We start from the raw sequence: 22959 nt of genomic DNA on the forward strand, positions 1-22959 counted from the left end.
ACCATGGCTACCATCGGTCTGATCGGCGGGATGAGCTGGGAGTCGACCGCGGTCTATTACCGGCTCCTCAACGAGGGCGTGCGCGCCCGTTCGGGCGGGCTGCATTCGGCCGACGTGCTCATGCATTCGGTCGATTTCGCCCCCATCGCGGAGATGCAGGCGAAGGGCGACTGGGCGGCAGCTGGCGCGGCGCTGGCTGCGAGCGCGCGCCGCCTCGAACAGGGCGGGGCCTCCTGCCTCGTCCTCTGCACCAACACGATGCACAAGGTGGCTGACCAGATCATCGCCGCGACCAAGCTGCCTTTCCTGCACCTGGCCGATGTCACGGCGCGGGCGGTGCTGGCCTCGCCTTCGCGCCGGCCGCTCTTGCTGGCGACGCGCTTCACCATGGAGCAGGGCTTCTATCGCGACCGGCTGAAGGCCTTCGGCGTCGAGGCGCTGGTGCCGCAGCCCCAGGAGCGGGATGAGGTTCATCGGATCATCTATGAGGAGCTTTGCCGAGGGCGGATCGAGCCCGACTCGCGCGAGCGCTACCGCGCTATCGTCGCGCGCGCGGCCAGGGAGGACGGCGCCGACGGCGTCATCCTCGGCTGCACCGAGATCGGCCTCCTGCTCTCGCAGGGCGATGTTTCGGTGCCGGTGTTCGACACCACGGCTTTGCACGTTGCGGCGGCGCTGGATTTCGTCGACGAATGGGAGGTTGCCGCGGCATGAAGCTTCTGATCGGCAACAAGTGCTATTCGTCCTGGTCGCTCAGGGCCTGGCTTCTGATGCGTGCAAGCGGCATCGCCTTCACCGAGCAACTCGTGCTGCTCGACGAGCCCGGCTTCAAGGAGGCGATCTTCGCGGCCGCGCCTGGCAGCGGCGGCACCGTGCCGACTCTGATCGATGGCGAGATCGCTGTCTGGGAGACGTTGGCGATCTGCGAATATCTGCATGACACGCAGCCGCAGGCCGGCATCTGGCCGCGCGACAAGGCAGCCCGTGCCCATGCGCGCGCGATCTCCAGCGAGATGCATGCGGGCTTCACGGCTTTGCGCGGCGCCTGCCCGATGAATCTCGGCAAGCGCTTCGCCGCGCGCGATCGCGGCCCCGGCGTCGCCCGCGATGTCGAGCGCCTCACCGACCTGTGGCGGCAGGCGCGCGAGCGCTTCGGCGCCGGCGGGCCTTTCCTCTACGGCGCCTTCTCGGCAGCCGATGCGATGTTCGCACCGGTCGTCACGCGGCTCGATACCTATGGCATCGCCGTCGATACGGTCTCGCAGGAGTATATGCGGGCGATCCTCGCGCTGCCCGCCTATCGCGAATGGCTCGCCGCCGCGCTGGTAGAGCCCTGGGTCGTCGCGCAGGACGAGGTCGACGAACCCGCCCTCGTCAATCTCCGTTGAGCCCAGCTATCTGATCTCCTCGATTTCATCCGCTCCAACCCGCCTCACAGGTCCGCCATGTCGAAGCCCGCTACCCATTACCCGAATGCTCCCAAGGCCCAGCCGGTCGCGCGCCACACCCTGGCGGTGATCGTCGACAACGAACCGGGCGTTCTTGCCCGCATCGCCGGGCTGTTCTCGGGCCGTGGCTACAATATCGAAAGCCTCACCGTCTCCGAGACCGAGCATGAGAAGCATCTCTCGCGCATCACGGTGGTGACCTCGGGCACGGCCAATGTCATCGACCAGATCAAGGCGCATCTCGACCGGCTGGTGCCGGTGCATCGCGTCGTCGACCTGACCGAGCAGGGCGAAGCGATCGAGCGCGAACTGGCGCTGATCAAGGTCGTCGGCAAGGGCGATCACCGCGTCGAGGCGATGCGCCTCGCTTCGGCCTTCGGCGCGCGCGTGCTCGATGCCTCGCTGACCTCTTTCGTCTTCGAACTGACCGGCGCGACCGAGGAGATCGAACGCTTCATCAAGACGATGACCGCGGTGGGGTTGACCGAGGTCTCGCGCACCGGCATCGCCGCGATGAGCCGCGGCCCGGACTCGATGTGACCACCGGCTCTTGCCGGTGACGCGCTGCTACGAAATCGCAGTGGCCGGCTGCGGGCCGGCAGGGCTTGCGGCTGCGCTCCTGCTGGAGCGCGCCGGGCATCGCGTCACGCTGGTCGAGCGCTTCGCGACGCCGCAGCCGCTCGGCTCCGGCCTCATCCTCCAGCCGACAGGGCTCGCCGTCCTGCGCGAGCTCGGCCTTGCCGAGGCGCTGATCGCACGCGGCAGCAGGCTCGACCGGCTCTATGGATTGGGCGCGATTACAGGCTCTGTCGTGCTCGACGTGCGCTATGCGGCACTCGGAGCCGATGCTTTCGGCCTCGGCATCCATCGCGGTAGCCTGTTCGAGACCTTGTTCGATGCGGTGACGGCACGCGGCATCGCGGTCGAGACTGGCTGCGAAGTTACCGACATTGAGACTGGCAGCGGCGGGCAGGTTTCGCTTGTTCTGGATACTGGCGGAAGGCTCGGGCCGTTCGATCTCGCCATCGATGCGTTGGGTGCGCGGTCGCCGTTGCTCGGCCGGGCCTTGCGGCCGGTGCGGCAGCGTCCGCTGACCTATGGCGCGGTCTGGGCCAATGCGCCGCTGGCGGCGGGCTTCGATCCGCATGCACTGGAGCAGCGCTATCGCCGCGCCAGCGTGATGGTCGGCGTGCTGCCGATCGGCCGGCGGCCCGACGACAAGACGTTACTCGCCTCCTTCTTCTGGAGCCTGAAGCCTGCCGATCACGCGCAATGGCAGGCGCGCGGTCTCGATGCCTGGAAGGCCGATGTGCTCCGGTATTGGCCAGAGACGGCGCCGATGCTGGAGGCGATCACGTCTGCCGAGCAATTGCTGCTGGCGTCCTACCGGCATCATACCTTGCCGGTCCCAGCCGGGCATGGCCTCGCCTTCATCGGCGATTCCGCCCATTCGACCAGCCCGCAGCTTGGACAGGGCGCCAATATGGGTTTGCTCGATGCCTATGCGCTTGCGAACGCCGTGAACGAGGCTGCGGATATCGCTGGGGCGCTCGAGCGTTATGCGCGGCTGCGGCGTTTCCATGTCCGGCTCTACCAGGCTGCGAGCCGCCTGTTCACGCCGTTCTACCAGTCGGACAGCGTCCTGCTGCCGCTGCTCCGCGACCGGCTCGTGCCGCCGCTGGCGCGCCTGTCGGGCATCGACAGGCAACTGGCCCTGCTCGTCGCGGGGCTGTATGGCGATCCCCTGCGGGCCCTGAAGCTGGGGCCGGCCTTCCCGGCAAATCCCACTCTGGCGAGCGTAAGGGCATGACGACACCGAGCCTCGAACAGATCGCGCTTCTCCTCGGCATCGCCGGCTTCGGCTGCTTCGCCTGGCCGATCATGATGCGCCTCTCCGGCAAGGGGCAAGCCGAGCCGCTCGGCAGCGGCAAGAGCCTGCGCTCGCCGCTCTGGTGGACCGGTTTCCTGCTGACGATCGCGGCGATCTTCCTGCAGCGCATCGCCAGCCAGCAGGCCGGCTGAGCCTCAGCCGCTGAAACCGCCTTCGTCGAGGAACACGCGCTCCTGCGCCGTGGTCTCGCGGCCGAGCACGGGGTTGCGATGCGGGAAACGGCCGAAATCGCGGATGATGTCGCGGTGGATCTCGGCAAATTTCACGCCCTCGGCATCATCGGCGGCGGCGCAGAGTTCGATGCAGCGCTCCTGATCTTCCAGTCCTTCGGAATGCATGAAGGGCATGTAGAAGAAGCGCTTCTCCGGCGGCTGGTAGGCCTCGTCGAAGCCGCGGGCGATTGCGCGCTCAGCGACCTCGACCGCTTGCGCATCGGTGGCGAAGGCGCGCGGGCTGCCGCGGAACATGTTGCGCGGGAACTGGTCGAGCAGGATCAGGAGCGCATAAACGCCTTCGGCTGTTTCCTCCCAATCGGCGAGCTTGCCTGCGGCGGCGGCTTCATGAGCGGGCAGAAAGCGCCGGGTGATCTCGGCGTCGAAGGCCTCATCCTTGAGGAACCATTTTTCGGGGCCGGCCTCGCGCCAGAAGGCGACGATGTCATGGGCGCTGGGCAGGGTCATGGAGAGCTCCGTTCCTCGGGTAGGGTTTGCCGAGAGATAATTCTTCTTCGGCCATGCGCCAGTCGTGAATAACGCTTGCGGGCTGCCCGTCCCTGCGATAGATGCCTGAACCGTAACGTACGGTACTGGATCGTTCCCGCCCCATGACGCGAACTGCCGCAGAGACACAAGGCGAGGCGCTGACAGCGCGCCAGCAAGCCGTGCTCGATGCCGTGCTGAGCCTGATGGTCGAGAAGGGCAGCGGCCTCACCATGACGGCTGTGGCGCGCCGGGCGAGCTGCTCCAAGGAAACCCTCTACAAATGGTTCGGCGACCGCGACGGGCTCCTGACCGCCACCGTGCAATGGCAGGCCTCGAAGGTCCGGGCGGGCAATTACGAGCGCCAGTCGTTCGATGCCGGCGCGCTGCGCGAGAGCCTGAAGGGTTTCGCCGCGAACTGGCTGGAGGTCATCACCTCGCCGACCTCGATCGCGCTCAATCGCATCGGCATCAGCCAGGCGGCTTCGCGCGACGGCAATCTCGGCTCGATCGTGCTGGCCAATGGCCGCTTCGCTATCGGCGAGCGCCTGAAGCCGGTGCTCGATGCCGGCCGCGACGCGGGGCTGCTCGCCTTCGACGATACAGAGACGGCTTTCCGCACCTTCTTCGGCCTTGCCGGCCGCGACGTCCAGATCCGGCTCCTGCTCGGCGATACGCTGACGCTGAGCCGGGCCGAGATCGCCGCTGATGCCGAGCGGGCGACCGAGCAGTTTCTCACCCTCTACGGCGCGGGGCGACATGCCTCGGGCCGGGACAAGTCCAACGCGTGACAAAGGAGATACCCATGCGCGTTTATTACGATCGTGATGCCGACATCAACCTGATCAAGGGCAAGAAGGTCTGCATCGTGGGCTACGGCTCGCAGGGCCATGCGCACGCGCTCAACCTGCGCGATTCCGGCGTCAAGGAGATCATCATCGCGCTCAAGGCCGGCTCGGCCACGCGCAAGAAGGCCGAAGAGGCCGGCTTCAAGGTCATGACCCCGTCGGAGGCCGCCAAGGTCTCGGACATCATGATGATGCTGACCCCGGACGAGCTGCAGGGCGACATCTATCGCGACGAGCTGCATGCCAACATGAAGGAAGGCGCTGCCCTCCTGTTCGCGCATGGCCTCAACGTCCATTTCAACCTGATCGAGCCCCGCAAGGACCTCGACGTGCTGATGGTCGCCCCGAAGGGCCCCGGCCACACGGTGCGCTCCGAGTATCAGCGCGGCGGCGGCGTGCCGACCCTGATCGCGATCCATCAGGACGCGACCGGCAACGCCCATGATCTCGGCCTGTCCTACGCCTCGGCCAATGGCGGCGGTCGCGCCGGCATCATCGAGACCACCTTCAAGGAAGAGTGCGAGACCGACCTCTTCGGCGAGCAGGTCGTGCTCTGCGGCGGCTTGGTCGAGCTGATCAAGGCCGGCTACGAGACGCTGACCGAGGCCGGCTATGCCCCCGAGATGGCCTATTTCGAGTGCCTCCACGAGGTGAAGCTGATCGTGGACCTGATCTACGAAGGCGGCATCGCCAACATGAACTACTCGATCTCGAACACCGCCGAGTACGGCGAGTACGTCACCGGCCCGCGCATCATCACCGCCGAGACCAAGGCCGAGATGAAGCGCGTCCTCACCGACATCCAGTCGGGCAAGTTCACCCGCGACTGGATGCTCGAGAACAAGGTCAACCAGACCTCGTTCAAGGCGACCCGCGCTCGCTACGCCGCCCACCCGATCGAGGAAGTCGGCGCCAAGCTCCGCGACATGATGCCCTGGATCAAGGCCAAGGCCCTGGTCGACAAGACCAAGAACTGAGCTGGTGGCCGCCCGCGCCGGCGATCGTCGGTGCGGGCTTCCAAGATTGATTCAAGGGGCTCCGAATCTGATTCCGGACCGCCTTGCAGTCGACTGATATCAAACGGTTTTCTGTTTGCGGGCGGCGGCCGGGAGGCCGCCGCCCGCTTTCTTTGAAGCGCTGGCAGGAACCGTACCGGTGCTGGAGCGTTTTCCTTGCGGTGCATGGCCCATCGGGCCTGCGAGACCTCAAGGAGACGGTCATGACGGTCGATACCCGACCCAGAGTGCCGGTCGAGGATCTGGACAAGGCCCGCGGCGGCGATCCGATTCCGCCGATGCGCGCCGACGATCACAGCGATGCGGACCCGGCTGTGGAGACACCGATCGAGGCGCGGCAGGGCTTTCTCGGCCGCCCGGTCCTGATGGTGCTGGTTGGTGGGCTCGTGCTCGTGACGATCGCGTGGTTCGCCGTGGAGAAGCTGGTCTACTGAGTTTTGCGAAACCGTTCGTGTTTGCCCGATGCAGGGGAGGCAGTGATGGAACTCTTACGCATTCTTGAAACGCCCGTGGCGATCCGCGTTGTGATGGCGCTGTCGCTGGCGATGATGCTCGCGGTGATCCTCGGTCTCGCCTGACCCACCGCTTCGAGAGACCCGAAAGGAATGAAGCCTCCGGCGCCTGGCGCCGGAGGCTTTTTGCATCTGGGGGCCGATCAGAAGGTGATCTTGTCCTTGATCTCGGCCTCGACATTGGCGGGCAGAGTGCCGCGCTTCACCAGATCGGCGAAATCCTTGAACTTCGCCTTGCCGCGCTCCTCGATGATCTTCTTGGAACGGGCCTCGCCGATGCCCTTGAGCGTGTCGAGCTCGGCAGCGGTCGCAGTGTTGATGTTGATCTTCTTGGCCTGGGTCGCTGCGGGCTGGGCAGCAGCCGGGGCTGCGGGCTTCATCGCAGGCGCAGCCGGCGCGGTGACAGGCGCAGCGGGCTTGGCGGGGGTCGCTGGCGTCGCGGTCTGGGCGAAGGCCTGGCCGCCCATGGCGGCAAGCGCGACGAGGGGGATCAGGAAGCGGGACATCGTCATGACTGGGACCTCGCGGGTCGGCCCGGATCATCGCATCCGCCGGGGGCCGGGTCCCTCCGCCGGACGACGCTGGCGGCACGAGGCCGTTCAGCGTGTCGCGCCGGGCTCGCCACGGTGGCGTGCCGCGATGCGACGACGTGAAGAAGCGCCTTTCGGCTTGAACGGTCGCCGAATGGCGCGTTCACCGGGCAGTCAGGTTTCCGGCGGCCTCAGCGGGCCAGGAATTCGCTGAGGCGCCCGACGCCGTAGAGCAGGCCGAAACCCCAGGCGAAGGAGGCCAGCCAGTTGGCGAGCTGGAACTGCCAGGACGGCATCGCGACGATGCCGGCGACGATGGCGATCACGGCGCGCAACGGCCCGAAGAAATGGCCGATCAGGATGCTGGCGATGCCCCATTTCTCGAAGAAGGCATGGCCACGATCGAGCAGTTGCGGGTTCTTCCTGAACGGCCAGTAGTCATGGACGCGCGGTCCGAGCAGGAGCCCGGCCCAGTAGGACACCCAGAAACCGCTGCCCGCGCCGAGCGAGGCTGCCAGCGCCAACGGCACGAGATTGAGACCGGAGGCGCCTGCGACGGCACCGAAGGTGGTGAAGAACACCGTGGCCGGCACCAGCCAGGACAGAATCGCGACGCATTCGGCAAAGGCGACGGCGAAGACGATCGGGACGGCCCATTGCTGATGGGCCTGCATGAAGTCGACGAGCGCCTTCATGGCTTGCTCAAGTTCGGCCATGGCGTTCGGCTCGGCTCCTGCGGGGTCGGGTCGGTCACGCCATATGGCTGGGTCACTGGTACGATGCAAGCGACGGGCCGCCGCAGGGGCATCGTTGCCTTCCCCGGACGATCGCCTATTAATTCCGGCAACGCGGAAAAGCTGGCGGCCCGGCACAAGACGGCGCCTGACGGGGAAACGGATTTCATGGAGTTGCAGGATCGCCCGCACCAGGGTGCGGGAGCAGGGCCGGGTCCGTCGGGCGATCCGGCGGTCAAGCTCGGCGGCGTCGACATCACCTTCCATCTCGCCGATGGCGGTCGCTACCAAGCAGTGAAGGGCATCGATCTCAAGGTTCATCCCGGCGAGTTCGTCTCGATCGTCGGGCCGACCGGTTGCGGCAAGTCCACGCTGCTGAATGCGGCGGCGGGGCTGCTCTCGCCCTCGGCCGGCTCGGTCGGGATCTTCGGCAAGTCCTTGTCCGGCCTGAACCGGCGCGCCGGCTATCTCTTCCAGCAGGATGCGCTGATGCCGTGGAAGACGGCGCTGGACAACGTCAAGGTCGCGCTGGAGCCGATGGGCGTGTCGAATCAGGAGGCTGACCAGCGCGCCCGCGAATGGCTCGGCCGCGTGGGTTTGAGGACCTTCGTCGACCGCTATCCGCACATGCTCTCGGGCGGGCAGCGCAAGCGCGTCAGCCTCGCGCAGATGCTGATCCGCAATCCCGAGATCCTGCTGATGGACGAGCCCTTCGGGCCGCTCGACGCGCAGACCCGGCAGATCATGGGCAATCTCCTGCTCGACCTGTGGTCGCGCGACCGCAAGGCACTGATGTTCGTGACCCATGACCTCGAAGAGGCGATCGCGCTCTCCGACCGGGTCGTGGTGATGTCGGCGGGGCCTGCGGCGGGGATCGTCGCCGATTACAAGGTCGACCTGCCGCGCCCGCGCGACATTGCCGATATCCGGCTGGAGAAGGCCTTCCACGAGATCCATCGCGACATCTGGTCCTCGCTGCGCGTCGAGGTGCAGAAGGCCTATGCGATGGGCGAGGGCCGCGAACTCGTCGGAGGAGACGCATCATGAAGCGGGTGAAGCTCCTCTTCCTCCAGATTCTGGTGATGGTTGCCTTCCTGGCGATCTGGCATGTCGCGACGACGACGAGCCTGTTCGGCGACGTGAAGACGATCCAGTTCTTCTTCTCGACGCCGGTCGCGGTGCTGACGCGCACCTTCAAGCAGCTCACCAGCGCAGACATCTACTGGCATCTCGGCATCACGCTGACCGAGACGGTGCTGGCCTTCGTCATCGGCTCGCTCGCCGGCATCCTGTTCGGCTTCGCCTTCGCCCGGCGCGAGCTGCTCTCGGCGGTGTTCGACCCCTATATCAAGGCGGCGAACGCCCTGCCGCGCGTCGTGCTGGCGCCGATCTTTGCGCTCTGGTTCGGCCTGGGCATCTGGTCGAAGGTCGCGCTCGGCTTCACGCTCGTCTTCTTCATCGTGTTCTTCAACGTCTATCAGGGCGTGCGCGAGGTCTCGCCGACGATCCTGGCCAATGCCCGCATGCTCGGCATGAACGAGCGCCAGCTCTTCAAGCATGTCTACTGGCCGTCCGCGCTGACCTGGATGTTCTCGTCGCTGCACACCTCCGTCGGTTTCGCGCTGGTTGGTGCAGTGGTCGGCGAATATCTCGGTTCGTCGGCGGGGCTGGGCTACAAGATCCACGAGGCCGAGAGCGTGTTCGACGTCACCGGCGTCTTTTCGGGCATGCTGATCCTGACGATCTTCGTCATCGCGATCGATGCGCTGGTGACGCTGGTCGAGAAGCGATTGCTGGTCTGGCGACCCGGCCAGAGTGCGACCACGACGACATGAAGGAGGGGGCGATGCGGATTCCGGCGCTGCTCCTGTCCTCCGCGGTGGTGGCCGGCCTGTGCTGCGCGGCGCTTCCGGCGCAGGCGCGGACGGAGGCGATGCTCCAAGTCAATTCCGACGGGCGCGCCAACGCCAAGCGCAACCGCCTCGTGCTGACCAGCAAGGCGAGCGGCGGCCGCGACGTGATGGTTGTAATCTCCTGCCGCGTCGACGACATGTCGACTTATGGCGTCGCGCTCGATTTCGGAGTGGGCGCCGTCTGGGCGGTCGAGGGCGAGGACGTTACGATCTCGCGCGACGGGGCCGAGGACATCGTCCAGCACATGGACAGCCGCGACGACTACCTGACGCTGGGCGGGAGCAAGGCGATCGGGCTCTTCCGGCAGTTGCTCGCCGGCAAGTCGATGGCGTTCGCGGTCAAACGCAAGTTCACCGCCTCCTTCGACCTCGCGCAGGTTGAGCGCCATGTCTCGCGCTTCCGCCAATTGTGCAATCCCCGTTAGATTTCGCTCGCTTGCCGTGGACAAATGATCTCGCCTATCGTTACGGCGAGTGCGCCATCGAGAAGCGCCTTCTTCATTCGACCGGAGGTTTCGCCATGAAGTTTACCCGCCGCGGCGCATTGGCCGTGCTCGCTCTTTCCACCGCTCTCGGCGCTGCGCCGCATGCCGTGCTCGCCCAGAATGCCGAGAAGCCGAAGCTCACGCTCGGCGTCGGCGGCAAGCAGCTCCTCTACTATCTCCCGCTGACGGTCGCGGAGAGGAAGGGCTATTTCAAGGACCAGGGCCTCGATGTCGAGATCAACGATTTCGGCGGCGGTGCGAAATCGCTGCAGGCGCTGGTCGGCGGTTCGGTCGATGTCGTGACGGGTGCCTATGAGCACACCATCCGCATGCAGGCGAAGGGTCAGGACATCCGCGCCGTGATCGAGCTCGGGCGCTTCCCGGCGATCACCATCGCCGTGCGCAAGGACCTCGCCGACAAGGTGAAGTCGGCGGCCGACTTCAAGGGCCTCAAGATCGGCGTCACCGCGCCGGGCTCCTCGACGGCGCTGACGGCGCAATACGCCATGGTCAAGGCGGGCCTGAAGGCGACCGATGCCCCGATCATCGGCGTCGGCGCCGGTGCCAGCGCGGTCGCGGCGATCAAGCAGAAGCAGGTCGACGTGATCTCGCATCTCGATCCCGTCACCTCGAAGCTGGAGGCCGATGGCGATATCGTCTCGCTGATCGACACCCGTACCGAGGCCGGCACCAAGGCGCTGTTCGGCGGCTCGAACCCGGCGGCGGTGCTCTACCTCAAGAACGACTTCGCCGAGAAGAACCCGGTCACGACCCAGAAGCTGGTCAACGCCCTGATGAAGTCGCTGAAATGGCTGGAGACGGCGAAGCCCGAGGATGTCGCGGCGCTGGTGCCGGAGGAGTATCTGCTCGGCGACAAGGCGCTCTATATCCGCGCGGTCAAGAACTCGCAGGAAAGCTATTCGCGCACCGGCATCGCGACGCCTGACGCGATGAAGAGCATGTACGACTCGCTCAAGCTGCTCGACCCCGAACTGACCAACTCGAATGTCGACCTGACGAAGACCTTCATCGACAGCTTCGCCAAGAAGGCGGCCTCCGGCTCGTGATCGTGGATACGGGCGCGGCGCCTGTCTTTTGACGTCGCGCCCGCTCCGCGTTCCGTGCATGCTGCGCGGATTCGCGCTGGGGGAAACACGTGAACGGCGAAACGGGCTTCCTGGATGGCGGTGGCGCGATGGCTGCTGCCATTCGGGCGCATGACTGGAGTTCCACGCCGCTGGGGCCGATCGCCGGCTGGCCTGCCGCGCTGAAGATCGCCGTCGGCATGATGGTCAATTCGCGCTTTCCCAAATGCATCGTCTGGGGCGCGGAACTGATCACGATCCACAACGACGCCTTCCAGCCGATCCTGGGCGACAAGCCCTGCGCACTCGGTCGTTCGTTCCGCGACGTCTGGTCCGAGGTCTGGGACGATATCGGGCCGCTGATCGACAATGCGTTCGCGGGCGAGGCGATCTTCATCGAGGATTTCCCGCTGACCACCGATCGCTACGGCCATCTGGAGCAGGTCTGGTTCACCTTCTGCTACAGCCCGATCCGCGATGAGACGGGCCGCGTGCTCGGTGTGATCGACACGGTGATGGAGACGACGGGCAAGATGGAGGCCGAGCGCAACGGGCGCCTGCTCAATGCCGAACTCGCCCATCGCATGAAGAACACGCTGGCGATGATCGCTGCGATCGCCAGCCAGACATTCCGCTCGGCCGAGACGCTGGAAGAGGCGCAGTCGATCCTCAGCGACCGCATCGCGACCTTGGGCGAGGCGCACAGCATCCTGACCCGGTCGAGCTGGAGCAGCGCGCCGATCCGCGCCGTGATCGACGGGGCGCTGGCGCCACATCGCTCCGATATCGGCACGATCCGCGTCGAGGGGCCGCCGCTGCAATTGACGGCCGACCAGGCGATGACGCTCGCGCTTGCCGCCAACGAACTTGCGACCAATGCGGTCAAATACGGCGCGCTCTCGGTCGAGACCGGCGAGGTCTCGGTCCGCTGGAGCGTCGGGCGGCCGCAGACCGAGGATGCTTTCCGCTTCGAATGGATCGAGAGCGGCGGGCCTGTCGTAACCAAGCCGCGGCGCCAAGGCTTCGGCTCGCGACTGGTGGAGCGCGTCATGGCGCAGAAATTCCAGGGCGAGGTCGAGCTGGACTATAGGCCGGAAGGCCTGCGCTACGTCCTGACCACGACGATGGCCAATATCGCGCCGCGGGAGTAACCGCTCTGCGTGAGCGATGGAACGCTTCACCGCTTTCGATTTGCGCCTCGCGCCGGAGCCGTTAGGTTCGCGCTCCCACCGCGAACGGGGTATCGCTTCGGACCATGAATATTCTCTCGATCCAGTCCCATGTCGCCTATGGCCATGTGGGCAACGCCTCCGCAACCTTTCCGATGCAGCGGCTCGGCGTCGATGTCTGGCCGATCCATACGGTGCAGTTCTCGAACCATACCGGCTACGGCAACTGGAAGGGCCGCGTCTTCGACGGCGGCATGATCGACGAGGTGATGGAGGGTATCGCCGAGCGCGGCGTGCTCGCCAATTGCGACGGTGTGATCTCCGGCTATATGGGCTCGGCCGATATCGGCCATGCGATCCTCTCGGCGGTGGAGCGGGTGCGGGCGGCCAATCCCAAGGCGCTCTACTGCTGCGATCCGGTGATCGGCGATGTCGGCCGCGGCGTCTTCGTGCGGCCGGGCATTCCCGAGTTCATGCGCGAGCAGGCGGTGCCGGCCGCCGATATCGTGACGCCCAACCAGTTCGAGCTGGAATTGCTAACCGATGTCGAGATCAAGACGCTGGCCGATGCGCATCGCGCCGTGGAAGCGCTGCGCGATGCCGGCCCGAAGGTCGTCATGGTGACCTCGCTCGAGACCGAGGAAACGCCCGCCGACTCGATCGACCTGATGGCGGCCGATGCGAAGGGCAGCTGGCGGGTGCGCACGCCCAAGCTCGATGACAGCGTCAACGGCGCGGGCGATGCGATCGCGGCGCTGTTCTTCACGCATTACCTGCGCGAGGAATCGGCGGCCGCTGCGCTGTCGAAGGCGGCGTCCTCGATCTATGGGCTGCTGAGGCGCACCAAGGAGGCGGGCTCGCGCGAGATCCTGACGGTCGCGGCGCAGGACGAGTTCGTGACCCCCTCGCAGGTCTTCGCGCCGGAAGCGATCTGAGCGCATTGCGATGAAGCTGCGCGTCGGCACCTTCAATGTCGAGAACCTGCTGACGCGGCATCGCTTCGAGCCGGGCGGGCGCACCGAGACCGCCGCCGCGATGTCGCTGTTCCACTTCCCGCGGGCCGACGAGCGCGACGCGGTGGAGCGCTCGCTCGCGGTTGCGCTGGAGGACGACAAGCGCCAGATGACCGCGCTCGCCATTGCCGAGGCGCAGGCCGATCTCTGGATGCTGCAGGAGGTCGATTCACTGGCGAGCCTGCAGGCCTTCTTCGCCAACTATGTCCACCGCATCGCCGATCATCGCTACGGCCATTTCACGCTGATCGACGGCAATGACCGTCGCAGCATCGATATCGGCTTCGCGGCCCGGCGCGACCTGTTCGGCCAGGGGCAGGTCACGGTGCGCTCGCACAAGGACCTGACCTTTGCGCAGGCCGGCGTGCATGACCGCGAGCTCGCCCTGTTCGGCATCGGGCCGCAGGCCAAGTTGTTCGCGCGGGATTGCCTGGAGGTGGAGCTGACGGTCGCGGGACGGCGGCTCAGCCTGTTCGGCTGCCATCTCAAGTCGATGAACAATGGCCGCGAGGACGGACGGATCGCCACGCTGCCGGTGCGCCGCGCCGAGGCACGGGCCGTGCGCTGGCTCGTCCAGCAGCGCTTCGGCGGCGGCTGGCGCGAAGCCAACTGGATCGTGCTGGGCGATCTCAACGGTTATCGTCATGGCCTCGGCCCACGCGCCGAACTGGTCGATGAGGGCGATAGCGGCATCGAGCCTTTGCTCGACGATTTCGCCGTCGATCCGATGCAGACCCTGCCGCTGCATGAGCGCTGGACGCATTTCCGGCGTTACTGGTCGGAAAGCCAGGACAGGCTGGTCGACAGCCATATGCCGCTCGACCGCATCCTGCTCTCGCCTGTGCTGGCGGCGGCCAATCCCAAGCCGGCCATGCAGATGATCCGGCGCGGACTGCCTTACCGCGTGCCGCTCGATCCGCGCGAGCCGGACCGCTCGATGGCGAAGCTCGCGACCTGTGCGAACCGCTATCCACGCGTCGGCTGGGACCGGCCCAAGGCCTCCGACCATTGCCCGCTCACCATCGATCTCGACATCCCGGAAGGGTGACCTGATGAAACGCCGCTTCGTCACGCTCGACGTCTTCACCACGCGCCGCCATGCCGGCAATCCGCTCGCCGTGGTGCTCCAGTCCGAAGGGCTCGACACCGAGGCGATGCAGGCCATCGCCCGGGAGTTCAACCTGTCCGAGACGGTCTTCGTCGCGCCGCCGGAGAAGCCGGAGCATCGCGCCGCCGTCCGCATCTTCACGCCGGGAGGCGAACTGCCCTTCGCCGGCCATCCGACGGTCGGGACGGCGGTCTGGCTCGCGCTGACCGACGAGGCCGAGGGGAGGCCTGTCGACATGCTGGTGCTGGAAGAGAAGGTCGGGCCGGTCTCCTGCGCGGTCTCGATCAAGGGCAGTCATGCCGGCCATGCCACCTTTACCCTGCCGCGCCTGCCGGAGCTGCTCCCACAATCCGTCACGGAGGCACAACTGGCGGAGGCGCTCGGGCTCGATCCGGCCGATCTCGGCTTTGATGCGCATCGACCGAGCGTGTTCTCGGCTGGCGTCGCCTATGCGACCGTGCCCGTCGCCGGCCGCGAGGCGATCGCCAAGGCGAGGGTTTCCGGTGCGTTCGAGCGGGTGATGGCGGCGACGCCGAACGGCAACGTCTTCGTCTACAGCCGCGAGACTGCCGAGGTCGGGCATCACTACCATGCCCGCATGTTCTGGCCAGGCGCCGGGGTCGTCGAGGATCCGGCGACGGGCAGTGCGGCTGCAGCCTTTGCCGGCGCGATCATGGCCTATGACAAGCCCGAGGATGGCGACCATCGCCTCGTCATCGAGCAGGGCTACGAGATGGGCCGGCCGTCGCAGATGGCGCTGGAGCTGAGCGTGCGCGGCGGCATGCTCGCCTCCGCGCGGATCGGTGGCTCGGCAATCGTAGTGAGCGAGGGCGTGCTGCTGTGAGCGATGGTGTCGAGAACGGCACGATCGTCTCGCTGTCGCGGGTCGATGCGCTGGTCGAGCCCTATGACTGGGCCTTCGCGCGCGAGAATCCAGAGCTGATCGCGACACATTGGGCTGCGATCAGCGCCGGCAAGCCGGCGATGTTCAACGGCCGCATCATGCTCCAGCATCGCGCCGCGATCCGCGACGGCGTGTTCGAGGCCGGCTATTTCGAGACCGATTATGCGGCCTTCATGACGTGGCGCGACGCGGGCCATCCCGGCCCCGTCATCCGCAACGGCTTCGCCATGGCGGCGCTCCGGGCCAATGACGGCGCCTTTCTCTGCGGCAGGATGGGCGACCACACGGCCAATGCAGGCAAGGTCTATTTCGCCGCCGGCACGCCGGATCGCGAGGATGCCCGCCCGGACGGCACGCTCGACCTTGCCGGCAGCGTCACCCGCGAGCTCGGCGAGGAGACGGGCCTGCGCGTCGAGGAGCTGCAGGTCGGCGATGGCTGGATGGCGTTGATCGAGCAGGGCCGCATCGCCTTCATGCGCGAGGTCAAGATCGATCTGCCGGCGGACGAGGCACGGGCGCTGATGCTGGAGCGGATGAAGCACCTCGAGGAGGAGGAGCTGTCCGACATCGTCATCGTGCGCGATCTCACTGATACCGAAAACCACGACATGCCGCCCTTCATGCGCCGCTATCTCGCACATATGTTCGGTGGCGAGTGATCTTGCCTGCCTCCCGAGAGTGATCCCATGAATTCCGCCGCGACCGACTATCCTGAAGCCCTGCCTCTGCCGGCGGAGAATCCGTTCGCGACGCGCTGGGAGACGCCGTTCCGGCTGCCGCCCTTCGCCGCGATCAAGCCCGAGCATATCAGGCCGGCCTTCGATGCGGCGCTCGCCAAGCACAAGGATGAGATCGCGGCGATCGTGGCCGACAAGGCCGCGCCCGATTTCGCCAACACGATCGAGGCGCTGGAGCGGGCAGGGCGTGCGCTCAGCCGCGTCGGTGGTGTGTTCTACAACCTGACCGGCGCCGATACGAACGAGGCCTTGCAGGCGATCGAGCGCGAGATGTCGCCGATCACCTCGCGGCACTGGTCGGCGATCATGATGGACGAGGGGCTGTTCGCCCGCGTCGATGCGGTCAACGCCAAGCGCGATGCGCTCGGTCTGGCTCCGGAGCAGGCGCGCCTGCTGGAGCGGACTTACAAGGGTTTCATCCGCTCGGGCGCGAAGTTGAACGCCGAGGACAAGAAGCGCCTCGCCGCGATCAACGAGCGGCTGGCGGGGCTCGGGACGCAGTTCAGCCAGAACGTGCTGAAGGACGAATCCTCCTACGCGCTGTTCATCGAAGACGAAGCAGGGCTCGCCGGCCTGCCTGATTTCGTGAAGGCGGCGATGGCGCGCGCAGCGGCCGATCGCGGCAAGCCCGACCAGCATGCGGTGACGCTGTCGCGCTCGATCATCGAGCCTTTCCTGACCTTCTCGACCCGACGCGATCTGCGCGAGGAAGCCTTCATCGCCTGGAGCAAGCGCGGCGAGAATGGCGGGGAGAGCGACAATCGCGCGATCGTCGCCGAGATGGTAAGCTTGCGCGCCGAGAAGGCAAAGCTGCTGGGCTATCCGACCTTCGCGCATTTCAAGCTCGACGACGCCATGGCGAAGACGCCGGAGCATGTTCGCGGACTGCTGGAACTGGTCTGGAAGCCGGCCAAAGCGCGGGCGGCGCGCGAGGCCGCCGATCTTGCGACGCTGGCGCAAAGCGAGGGCGAGAACGGCCCGATCCGTCCTTGGGACTGGCGCCATTATGCCGAGAAGGTCCGGCAGAAGACCTATGCGCTCGATGAGGCCGTGCTGAAGCAATATCTCCAGCTCGACCGCATCCGGCAGGCGGCCTTCGACGTCGCCGGCAAGCTGTTCGGGCTCTCCTTCGCGGAGCGGCCGGAACTCAAGGGCTATCACCCGGACGTGCGCATCTTCGAGGTCAAGGAGCGCGCGAGCGGGCGCCATATCGGCCTGTTCGTCGGCGACTACTTCGCCCGCGCGTCGAAGCGCTCCGGCGCCTGGATGAGCGCCTTCCGGGGCCAGCGCAAGCTCGACGGCGAGACCCGGCCGATCATCGTCAATGTCTGCAATTTCGCCAAGCCCGCCGAGGGCAAGCCGGCGCTGCTCTCGCTCGACGATGCGCGCACGCTCTTCCACGAGTTCGGCCACGCGCTGCACGGGCTGCTCTCGGACGTGACCTATGGCTCGCTCGCGGGCACGTCGGTTGCGCGCGATTTCGTCGAACTGCCCTCGCAGCTCTACGAGCACTGGTTCATGACGCGCGAGGTGATGCGCGAATATTGCCACCATGCCAAGACGGGCGAGCCGATCCCGGAGGCGCTGATCGAGAAGATCGAAAAGGCGCAGACCTTCAACCAGGGCTTCGCCACGGTTGAGTACACGTCATCGGCGCTGGTCGATCTCGCCTTCCATTCGCTGGAGGCACCGGCCGAGGTCGACCCGCTCGCCTTCGAGGCGGCGGAGCTCGCTCGCATCGGCATGCCCGCCGAGATCACGATGCGCCACCGCACGCCGCATTTCACTCATGTCTTCTCGGGCGACGGCTATTCGGCAGGCTATTACAGCTATCTCTGGTCGGAGGTGATGGATGCCGACGCCTTCAACGCCTTCACCGAGACCGGCGACGTCTTCTCGCCCGCGGTTGCGGAGAAGCTGAAGCGCTACATCTACTCGGCTGGCGACACCCGCGATGCGGCCGAGGCCTATACGCTGTTCCGCGGGCGGCTGCCGACGCCGGATGCGCTCCTGGAGAAGCGGGGGCTGGCGGCTTGAGCCGCCGCATTCCGTCATGGTCGGGCTCGTCCCGACCCTCCACGTCTTCTCTCGAGCAATGTTCAAGACGTAGGTGCTCGCCCAGAAGGGCGAGCATGATGGTACTGGCTTTTTGGCTCAGCCGGGATAACCGAACTTCGCCTTGGTCGCCCTGATCTGGCCGATCGCGCCGGCATCGTTGCCGCCTGAGCAGGTCGTGCGGGCGCGTGCGATCTCGCTGCTGACCCGGTCATGCACGCCCTTGGTTGTGTGGCCGGTCGCGAAGTCGTTATCGATCACCGCCTGGAAGCGCTCGACCTCACCGGAGCAGCCGGTGCCCGAGGGCATGCGGAAGGTATTCGGCGTCACGCCGGGCGCGGCCTGCGACGGCGGCGGCGCCGGGGGCGGGCCGCCCGATGGCGTCTGGCAGGCGGAGAGCAGGAGCGCGGCGAAAGCCGGGATAAGGATGGTAGAGACGCGCATCGGGGAGGCTCCGGCTGATCAAGCTGGGAGCATGCCCGATTCCGCGGGGCCGGCAAAGCTGCTGTCAGTCGGGCTCGGGCATGAAGAGCGCCACGACCGTGAAGAGGGCGGCGGCGCCTGCGGCCAGCCAGACCGCATCGAGCCCGATGCGGCCATGCGCGACAGCGCCGGCGATGGCGCCGCTGAGCAGACCGAGCCAGAGCACGAAATGGCGTAGGAAGGCGAGCTTCGGCCCGCCCAGCAGGGCGCCGGCGATGCGTTGCCCCATCTTCACCAGCGTTCCTGTCATATAGGTCAGGCCGATCGTGACCTCGCCGTCGCGCTGGAAGACGCTGTTCTCTGCGCCCATTGCGATGGCGAGGACGCCGGCGCCGGCGATGCCCAGCCCGATCGAGTCGAGGCCGGCCGAGATCAGCAGGGCGAGCGTGACGAAGGCGAGAACTGCCGCCTTGCGCTGGCGCCCGGCGAAATGCCCCGCGAGCGAGCCGCCGACGACGCCGAGGACGAAAAGCCCTAGGATCGTCACGGCGAGCAGGATGCCGCCGGCGTGGCGCCCGGCGAGCTCGATGGCGAAGCGGGTGGTGTTGCCGCTCATGAAGGAGACGAAGAAGCCGCCGAGGCTGAGGAAGCCGAGCGCATCGACGAAGCCCGCCAGGCCGGACAGGCAGAAGGCAAGGCCGATGACAGGCCGGTCATAGCGCATCATGCGCGGCGCTCCGACATTCTGGCCAGCCCCCCAAATGTCGCGCGACCGCCGGCCGAATCGCGCTGCGCCATCCTAATTCACAGGAGCCGTCTGTTCTTAATTCAAAACGGCATGCGACATATGCTTGCGCTGGACCCCGTGCTTCGGTTACATCCTGTCCTGTCGATGTGAGGAACGCCCGTGGTTTCGACCGCCCGCCATGACCTGACGAAGGACTGCGCCGCTGCGCAGGTCGTCGGCATGCGCGCTCGCGCTCCGTTCTCGCTTCTTGGCCTTCTTCTCCTTAGCTGCCCCTGAGGGCCGGCCGGGCATGTTGCCTGGGCGCTCAGGGGAGTGACGAGAACCGCCGACAGAAAACCCAGCGCCCGCCTTTTCCAAAATTCCGCGGCGCGCCGACACCCGGAAGCAGAACCATGACCAACCCGACCCAGTCCGGCTCCGTCCAGAAGCCCTCGGACAAGGACCGCGTCCTGATCTTCGACACCACCTTGCGCGACGGCGAGCAGTGCCCCGGCGCCACCATGACCTTCGAGGAGAAGCTGGAGATCGCCGAGATGCTGGACGCCATGGGCGTCGACATCATCGAGGCCGGCTTCCCGATCGCGTCCGACGGCGATTTCGAGGCGGTGTCCGAGATCGCCCGCCGCCTGAAGCGCGCGACCGTCGCCGGTCTCGCCCGCGCCATCAGCGCCGATATCGCCCGGGCCGGCGAGGCGGTGCGCCATGCGGTGAAGCCGCGCATCCACACCTTCGTCTCGACCTCGCCGATCCATCTGGAACACCAGATGCGCAAGACGCAGGAGCAGGTGCTGGAGATCATCACCGCGACGGTGACCCAGGCGCGCAATCTGGTCGAGGATGTCGAATGGTCGGCGATGGATGCCACCCGCACGCCGATCGACTATCTCTGCCGCACGGTCGAGGCTGCGATCAGGGCGGGCGCGACGACGATCAACCTGCCCGACACGGTCGGCTATGCCACGCCGGACGAGTATCGCGCCATGTTCAAGGCCGTCCGCGAGCGCGTGCCGAACGCCGACAAGGCGATCTTCTCGGCGCACTGCCATAATGATCTGGGCCTGGCCGTCGCGAATTCGCTGGCGGGGATCGAGGGTGGTGTCCGGCAAGTCGAATGCACGGTCAACGGCATCGGCGAGCGCGCCGGCAATGCCGCGCTGGAAGAGATCGTGATGGCGCTGCGCGTGCGCGCCGACGTCTTGCCCTACGACACCGGCATCGATGCGACGCAGTTGATGCGCGTCTCCAAGGCCGTCTCGACCGCCTGCTCCTTCCCGGTGCAGTACAACAAGGCGATCGTCGGCCGGAACGCCTTCGCGCATGAGAGCGGCATCCACCAGGACGGCATGCTGAAGAACAACACCACCTACGAGATCATGACGCCGGAATCGGTCGGCGTGACCAAGACCTCGCTGGTGATGGGCAAGCATTCGGGCCGCGCCGCCTTCCGTTCGAAGCTGAAGGAGATGGGTTACGATCTCGGCGACAACCAGCTGGAAGACGCCTTCACCCGGTTCAAGGCGCTGGCTGACCGCAAGAAGCATGTCTACGACGAGGATATCGAGGCGCTGGTCGACGAGAACATCGCGACCGCGCATGACCGCATCAAGCTGGAATCGCTGACGGTGATCGCCGGTACGCGCGGCCCGCAGCGCGCCACCATGAAGCTCGACGTCGACGGGAAGCACGTCACCGAGGAGGTCGAGGGCAACGGGCCGATTGACGCGATCTTCAACGCGATCAAAACGATCGTGCCGCATGAGGTGACGCTGGAACTCTACGACGTCCATGCCGTGACCGAGGGCACCGATGCGCAGGCCGAGGTGACGGTCCGGCTCTCGCGTGATGGCTCGTCGGTCACCGGCCGCGGCGCCGATCCGGACACGCTGGTCGCCTCGACCAAGGCCTATCTCGCCGCGCTGAACAAGCTGATGGCGCGGGGCGGCCGCCTGCACGCGCAGGCTGCGGAGTAGTCGAGGGGCGCCTCCGGGAAAGGGTGTCATCCCGCGCGCGTTGCAGCGTGAAGCGCTGCTGCGCAGACACGGGACCGCGCGCCGCGTGGGGCTCCCTTTCTCAAACGCTCCGCCAGGACGCCTCTTCCTGAGAACGATCCCGTGCGCGCCGCGGCATTGCATGCCGCGGCGCGCACGGGATCACAGCGCTGCTGCAAGCTGATCCCCTGCAATTCCGGTGGATTGCGCCGCTGCGATCTGGCGCCGGCTCGCTTTTTGCTCTCATCTGCACGTCCGGTGCGGTCGCTCCCCCGGCGACCCTGGGGAGCGCGATGCCGATGGGCTATTTTCCGAACTGGACACTGAAAACCTCCGGCGCCGTGATGCCGGACGAGCGGCTGCCGACCGGCCAGACGGTAGTTGCCGGCCTGCAGCATGTCGTCGCCATGTTCGGCTCGACGGTGCTGGCGCCGGTGCTGATGGGCTTCGACCCGAATGTCGCGATCTTCTTCTCAGGGCTGGCGACGCTGCTCTTCTTCGTCATCACGCGCGGGCAGCTGCCGAGCTATCTCGGCTCCTCCTTCGCCTTCATCGGCGTCGTCATCGCCGCGACGGGCTATGCCGGCTCCGGCCCAAATCCGAATATCGGCGTCGCGCTCGGCGGCATCATCGCCTGCGGCGCGGTCTATGCCGTGATCGGCCTGATCGTGCAGGGAGTCGGCACCGCCTGGATCGAGAAGCTGCTGCCGCCGGTCGTGACCGGCGCTGTCGTCGCTGCGATCGGCCTCAACCTGACCTCGGTCGCGATCAGCATGATCTCGGCCAGCCCCTACACGAAATGGATCGCGCTGTTCACGGTCGTCGCGGTCGCATTGGTCGCGGTCTATGCGCGCGGGTTGCCGCAGCGCCTGCCGATCCTGATCGGTGGGCTTGCCGCCTACATCCTCTATGCGCTGACGGCATCGAGCTTCGGTGCGCCGACGATCGATTTCGGCAAGATCGGCGCTGCTGCCTGGTTCGGCCTGCCGCAATTCGTGGCGCCGGTCTTCGAGATGAAGGCGATCACGCTGATCGTGCCGGTAGCGATCATCCTGGTCGCGGAGAATCTCGGCCATATCAAGGGCATCTCGGTGATGACGGGGCGTAATTTCGATCGCCTGATCGGGCGCGGCTTCTTCGCCGACGGTCTCGGCACCATGATCGCCGGCTCGGGCGGCGGCACGGGCGTCACCACCTATGCCGAGAACATGGGCGTGATGGCGGTGACCCGGGTCTATTCGACGCTGGTCTTCGTCGCGGCCGGCATCATCGCGTTGCTGCTTGGCTTCTCGCCGAAGTTCGGCGCGGTGATCGGGACCATCCCGGTCGCGGTGCTCGGCGGCCTCGCCGTCGTGGTCTTCGGCCTGATCGCGGCGACCGCCGGCCGGATCTGGGTCGAGAACAAGGTCGACTTCTCCGAGCCGAAGAACCTGATCACGGTCGCGACCGCGCTGATCCTCGGCGCCGGCGACCTGAAGCTGCCGATCTTCGGCTATGAGCTCGGTGGAATCGGTACCGCGACCTTCGGCGCGATCGTGCTCTATCACCTGCTGAACCGCCGCACGGCCTGACAATCCACAGCGCGGCCGGGCTATTCCGGCCGCGTATGAAAAATCTGTCACGGATGGGTGGACAGGGGGCGGGGCCTTTGCTA

The 22959-nt window shown here is 66.5% G+C and carries 25 protein-coding genes; 20 read left to right on the top strand and 5 right to left on the bottom strand.

What is annotated here, in order from left to right:
- Positions 1-3: 3 nt before the first annotated feature.
- From AC1RLU_RS04990 to AC1RLU_RS05010, 5 genes are read left to right on the top strand one after another with little or no spacing between them, the layout of a single operon-like run.
- On the top strand, positions 4-714 hold the full coding sequence (locus tag AC1RLU_RS04990) for an aspartate/glutamate racemase family protein (protein WP_492794191.1): 711 nt from the start codon (positions 4-6) through the stop codon (positions 712-714).
- Entirely contained in the window at positions 711-1388 is a 678-nt protein-coding gene (locus AC1RLU_RS04995) for a glutathione S-transferase family protein (protein ID WP_492794192.1), read from the top strand. The genes AC1RLU_RS04990 and AC1RLU_RS04995 overlap by 4 nt, the downstream gene beginning before the upstream one ends.
- A 57-nt stretch (positions 1389-1445) precedes the next feature.
- Positions 1446-1988, top strand: a complete 543-nt coding sequence (gene ilvN, locus AC1RLU_RS05000) for an acetolactate synthase small subunit (RefSeq protein ID WP_492794194.1) — start codon at positions 1446-1448, stop codon at positions 1986-1988.
- Between the two features lie 16 nt (positions 1989-2004).
- A complete protein-coding gene (locus AC1RLU_RS05005; protein ID WP_492794195.1) occupies positions 2005-3258 on the top strand; it encodes an FAD-dependent oxidoreductase in 1254 nt (417 codons plus the stop codon).
- Positions 3255-3470, top strand: a complete 216-nt coding sequence (locus tag AC1RLU_RS05010) for a hypothetical protein (protein ID WP_061966825.1) — start codon at positions 3255-3257, stop codon at positions 3468-3470. The genes AC1RLU_RS05005 and AC1RLU_RS05010 overlap by 4 nt, the downstream gene beginning before the upstream one ends.
- Before the next feature lie 3 nt (positions 3471-3473).
- Here AC1RLU_RS05010 and AC1RLU_RS05015 read toward each other — a convergent pair whose 3' ends face one another.
- On the bottom strand, positions 3474-4019 hold the full coding sequence (locus AC1RLU_RS05015) for a DUF924 family protein (RefSeq protein WP_492794196.1): 546 nt from the start codon (positions 4017-4019) through the stop codon (positions 3474-3476).
- A gap of 143 nt (positions 4020-4162) precedes the next feature.
- Here AC1RLU_RS05015 and AC1RLU_RS05020 point away from each other — a divergent pair, with 143 nt between their 5' ends.
- The 3 genes from AC1RLU_RS05020 (at position 4163) to AC1RLU_RS05030 (ending at position 6335) form a co-directional block, all read left to right on the top strand.
- On the top strand, positions 4163-4828 hold the full coding sequence (locus tag AC1RLU_RS05020; RefSeq protein WP_492794197.1) for a TetR/AcrR family transcriptional regulator C-terminal domain-containing protein: 666 nt from the start codon (positions 4163-4165) through the stop codon (positions 4826-4828).
- 14 nt (positions 4829-4842) lie between these two features.
- On the top strand, positions 4843-5862 hold the full coding sequence (ilvC, locus tag AC1RLU_RS05025) for a ketol-acid reductoisomerase (RefSeq protein WP_061966828.1): 1020 nt from the start codon (positions 4843-4845) through the stop codon (positions 5860-5862).
- Positions 5863-6104: 242 nt separating this feature from the next.
- Complete coding sequence (locus AC1RLU_RS05030; RefSeq protein WP_061966829.1) at positions 6105-6335, top strand: hypothetical protein; 231 nt, start codon at positions 6105-6107, stop codon at positions 6333-6335.
- Between the two features lie 221 nt (positions 6336-6556).
- Here the strand turns inward: AC1RLU_RS05030 and AC1RLU_RS05035 are convergent, their stop codons facing one another.
- Both AC1RLU_RS05035 and AC1RLU_RS05040 read right to left on the bottom strand, forming a co-directional pair.
- Positions 6557-6925: a ComEA family DNA-binding protein gene (locus AC1RLU_RS05035; protein WP_061966830.1), complete on the bottom strand. Its 369-nt coding sequence runs from the start codon at positions 6923-6925 to the stop codon at positions 6557-6559.
- A 209-nt stretch (positions 6926-7134) separates the two neighbouring features.
- Entirely contained in the window at positions 7135-7659 is a 525-nt protein-coding gene (locus AC1RLU_RS05040; protein WP_210244326.1) for a DedA family protein, read from the bottom strand.
- Between the two features lie 186 nt (positions 7660-7845).
- Between AC1RLU_RS05040 and AC1RLU_RS05045 the strand changes: the two genes are divergently transcribed.
- From AC1RLU_RS05045 to AC1RLU_RS05090, 10 genes are all read left to right on the top strand, one after another.
- Positions 7846-8724: an ABC transporter ATP-binding protein gene (locus AC1RLU_RS05045; RefSeq protein WP_492794200.1), complete on the top strand. Its 879-nt coding sequence runs from the start codon at positions 7846-7848 to the stop codon at positions 8722-8724.
- A complete protein-coding gene (locus AC1RLU_RS05050; RefSeq protein WP_091856486.1) occupies positions 8721-9512 on the top strand; it encodes an ABC transporter permease in 792 nt (263 codons plus the stop codon). Before AC1RLU_RS05045 ends, AC1RLU_RS05050 begins: the two co-directional genes overlap by 4 nt.
- An 11-nt stretch (positions 9513-9523) precedes the next feature.
- Positions 9524-10015: a hypothetical protein gene (locus tag AC1RLU_RS05055; protein WP_492794201.1), complete on the top strand. Its 492-nt coding sequence runs from the start codon at positions 9524-9526 to the stop codon at positions 10013-10015.
- Positions 10016-10110: 95 nt separating this feature from the next.
- Positions 10111-11142, top strand: coding sequence for an ABC transporter substrate-binding protein (locus AC1RLU_RS05060; protein WP_492794203.1), 1032 nt, complete (start codon positions 10111-10113; stop codon positions 11140-11142).
- A gap of 89 nt (positions 11143-11231) precedes the next feature.
- Entirely contained in the window at positions 11232-12311 is a 1080-nt protein-coding gene (locus AC1RLU_RS05065; RefSeq protein WP_492794205.1) for a sensor histidine kinase, read from the top strand.
- A gap of 104 nt (positions 12312-12415) precedes the next feature.
- Entirely contained in the window at positions 12416-13264 is an 849-nt protein-coding gene (gene pdxY / locus AC1RLU_RS05070) for a pyridoxal kinase PdxY (protein ID WP_492794207.1), read from the top strand.
- Between the two features lie 10 nt (positions 13265-13274).
- Positions 13275-14390, top strand: coding sequence for an endonuclease/exonuclease/phosphatase family protein (locus AC1RLU_RS05075; protein WP_492794208.1), 1116 nt, complete (start codon positions 13275-13277; stop codon positions 14388-14390).
- A 1-nt stretch (position 14391) separates the two neighbouring features.
- Positions 14392-15294 carry a PhzF family phenazine biosynthesis protein gene (locus AC1RLU_RS05080; protein WP_492794327.1) on the top strand — a complete coding sequence of 301 codons (903 nt, stop codon included), beginning with the start codon at positions 14392-14394 and terminating at the stop codon, positions 15292-15294.
- Positions 15291-16013 carry an NUDIX hydrolase gene (locus AC1RLU_RS05085; RefSeq protein ID WP_492794210.1) on the top strand — a complete coding sequence of 241 codons (723 nt, stop codon included), beginning with the start codon at positions 15291-15293 and terminating at the stop codon, positions 16011-16013. Before AC1RLU_RS05080 ends, AC1RLU_RS05085 begins: the two co-directional genes overlap by 4 nt.
- A 27-nt stretch (positions 16014-16040) precedes the next feature.
- Positions 16041-18128 (top strand): M3 family metallopeptidase, encoded by a 2088-nt coding sequence (locus AC1RLU_RS05090; RefSeq protein WP_492794212.1) that lies wholly within the window; start codon positions 16041-16043, stop codon positions 18126-18128.
- Positions 18129-18245: 117 nt separating this feature from the next.
- On the opposite strand, the gene AC1RLU_RS05095 is transcribed toward AC1RLU_RS05090, so the two are convergent.
- A complete protein-coding gene (locus AC1RLU_RS05095) occupies positions 18246-18590 on the bottom strand; it encodes a hypothetical protein (protein WP_492794214.1) in 345 nt (114 codons plus the stop codon).
- Positions 18591-18654: 64 nt separating this feature from the next.
- Positions 18655-19296, bottom strand: a complete 642-nt coding sequence (locus AC1RLU_RS05100) for a YoaK family protein (protein WP_061966840.1) — start codon at positions 19294-19296, stop codon at positions 18655-18657.
- Positions 19297-19709: 413 nt separating this feature from the next.
- Here AC1RLU_RS05100 and AC1RLU_RS05105 point away from each other — a divergent pair, with 413 nt between their 5' ends.
- Both AC1RLU_RS05105 and AC1RLU_RS05110 read left to right on the top strand, forming a co-directional pair.
- The gene (locus tag AC1RLU_RS05105) at positions 19710-21287 is read left to right on the top strand and encodes a 2-isopropylmalate synthase (RefSeq protein WP_492794216.1); all 1578 of its coding nucleotides are present in this window, start codon (positions 19710-19712) and stop codon (positions 21285-21287) included.
- A gap of 311 nt (positions 21288-21598) precedes the next feature.
- Entirely contained in the window at positions 21599-22876 is a 1278-nt protein-coding gene (locus AC1RLU_RS05110) for a solute carrier family 23 protein (RefSeq protein ID WP_210184254.1), read from the top strand.
- Positions 22877-22959 lie beyond the last annotated feature (83 nt).

The organism is Allobosea sp. GW822-FHT05A11, from assembly GCF_058800455.1.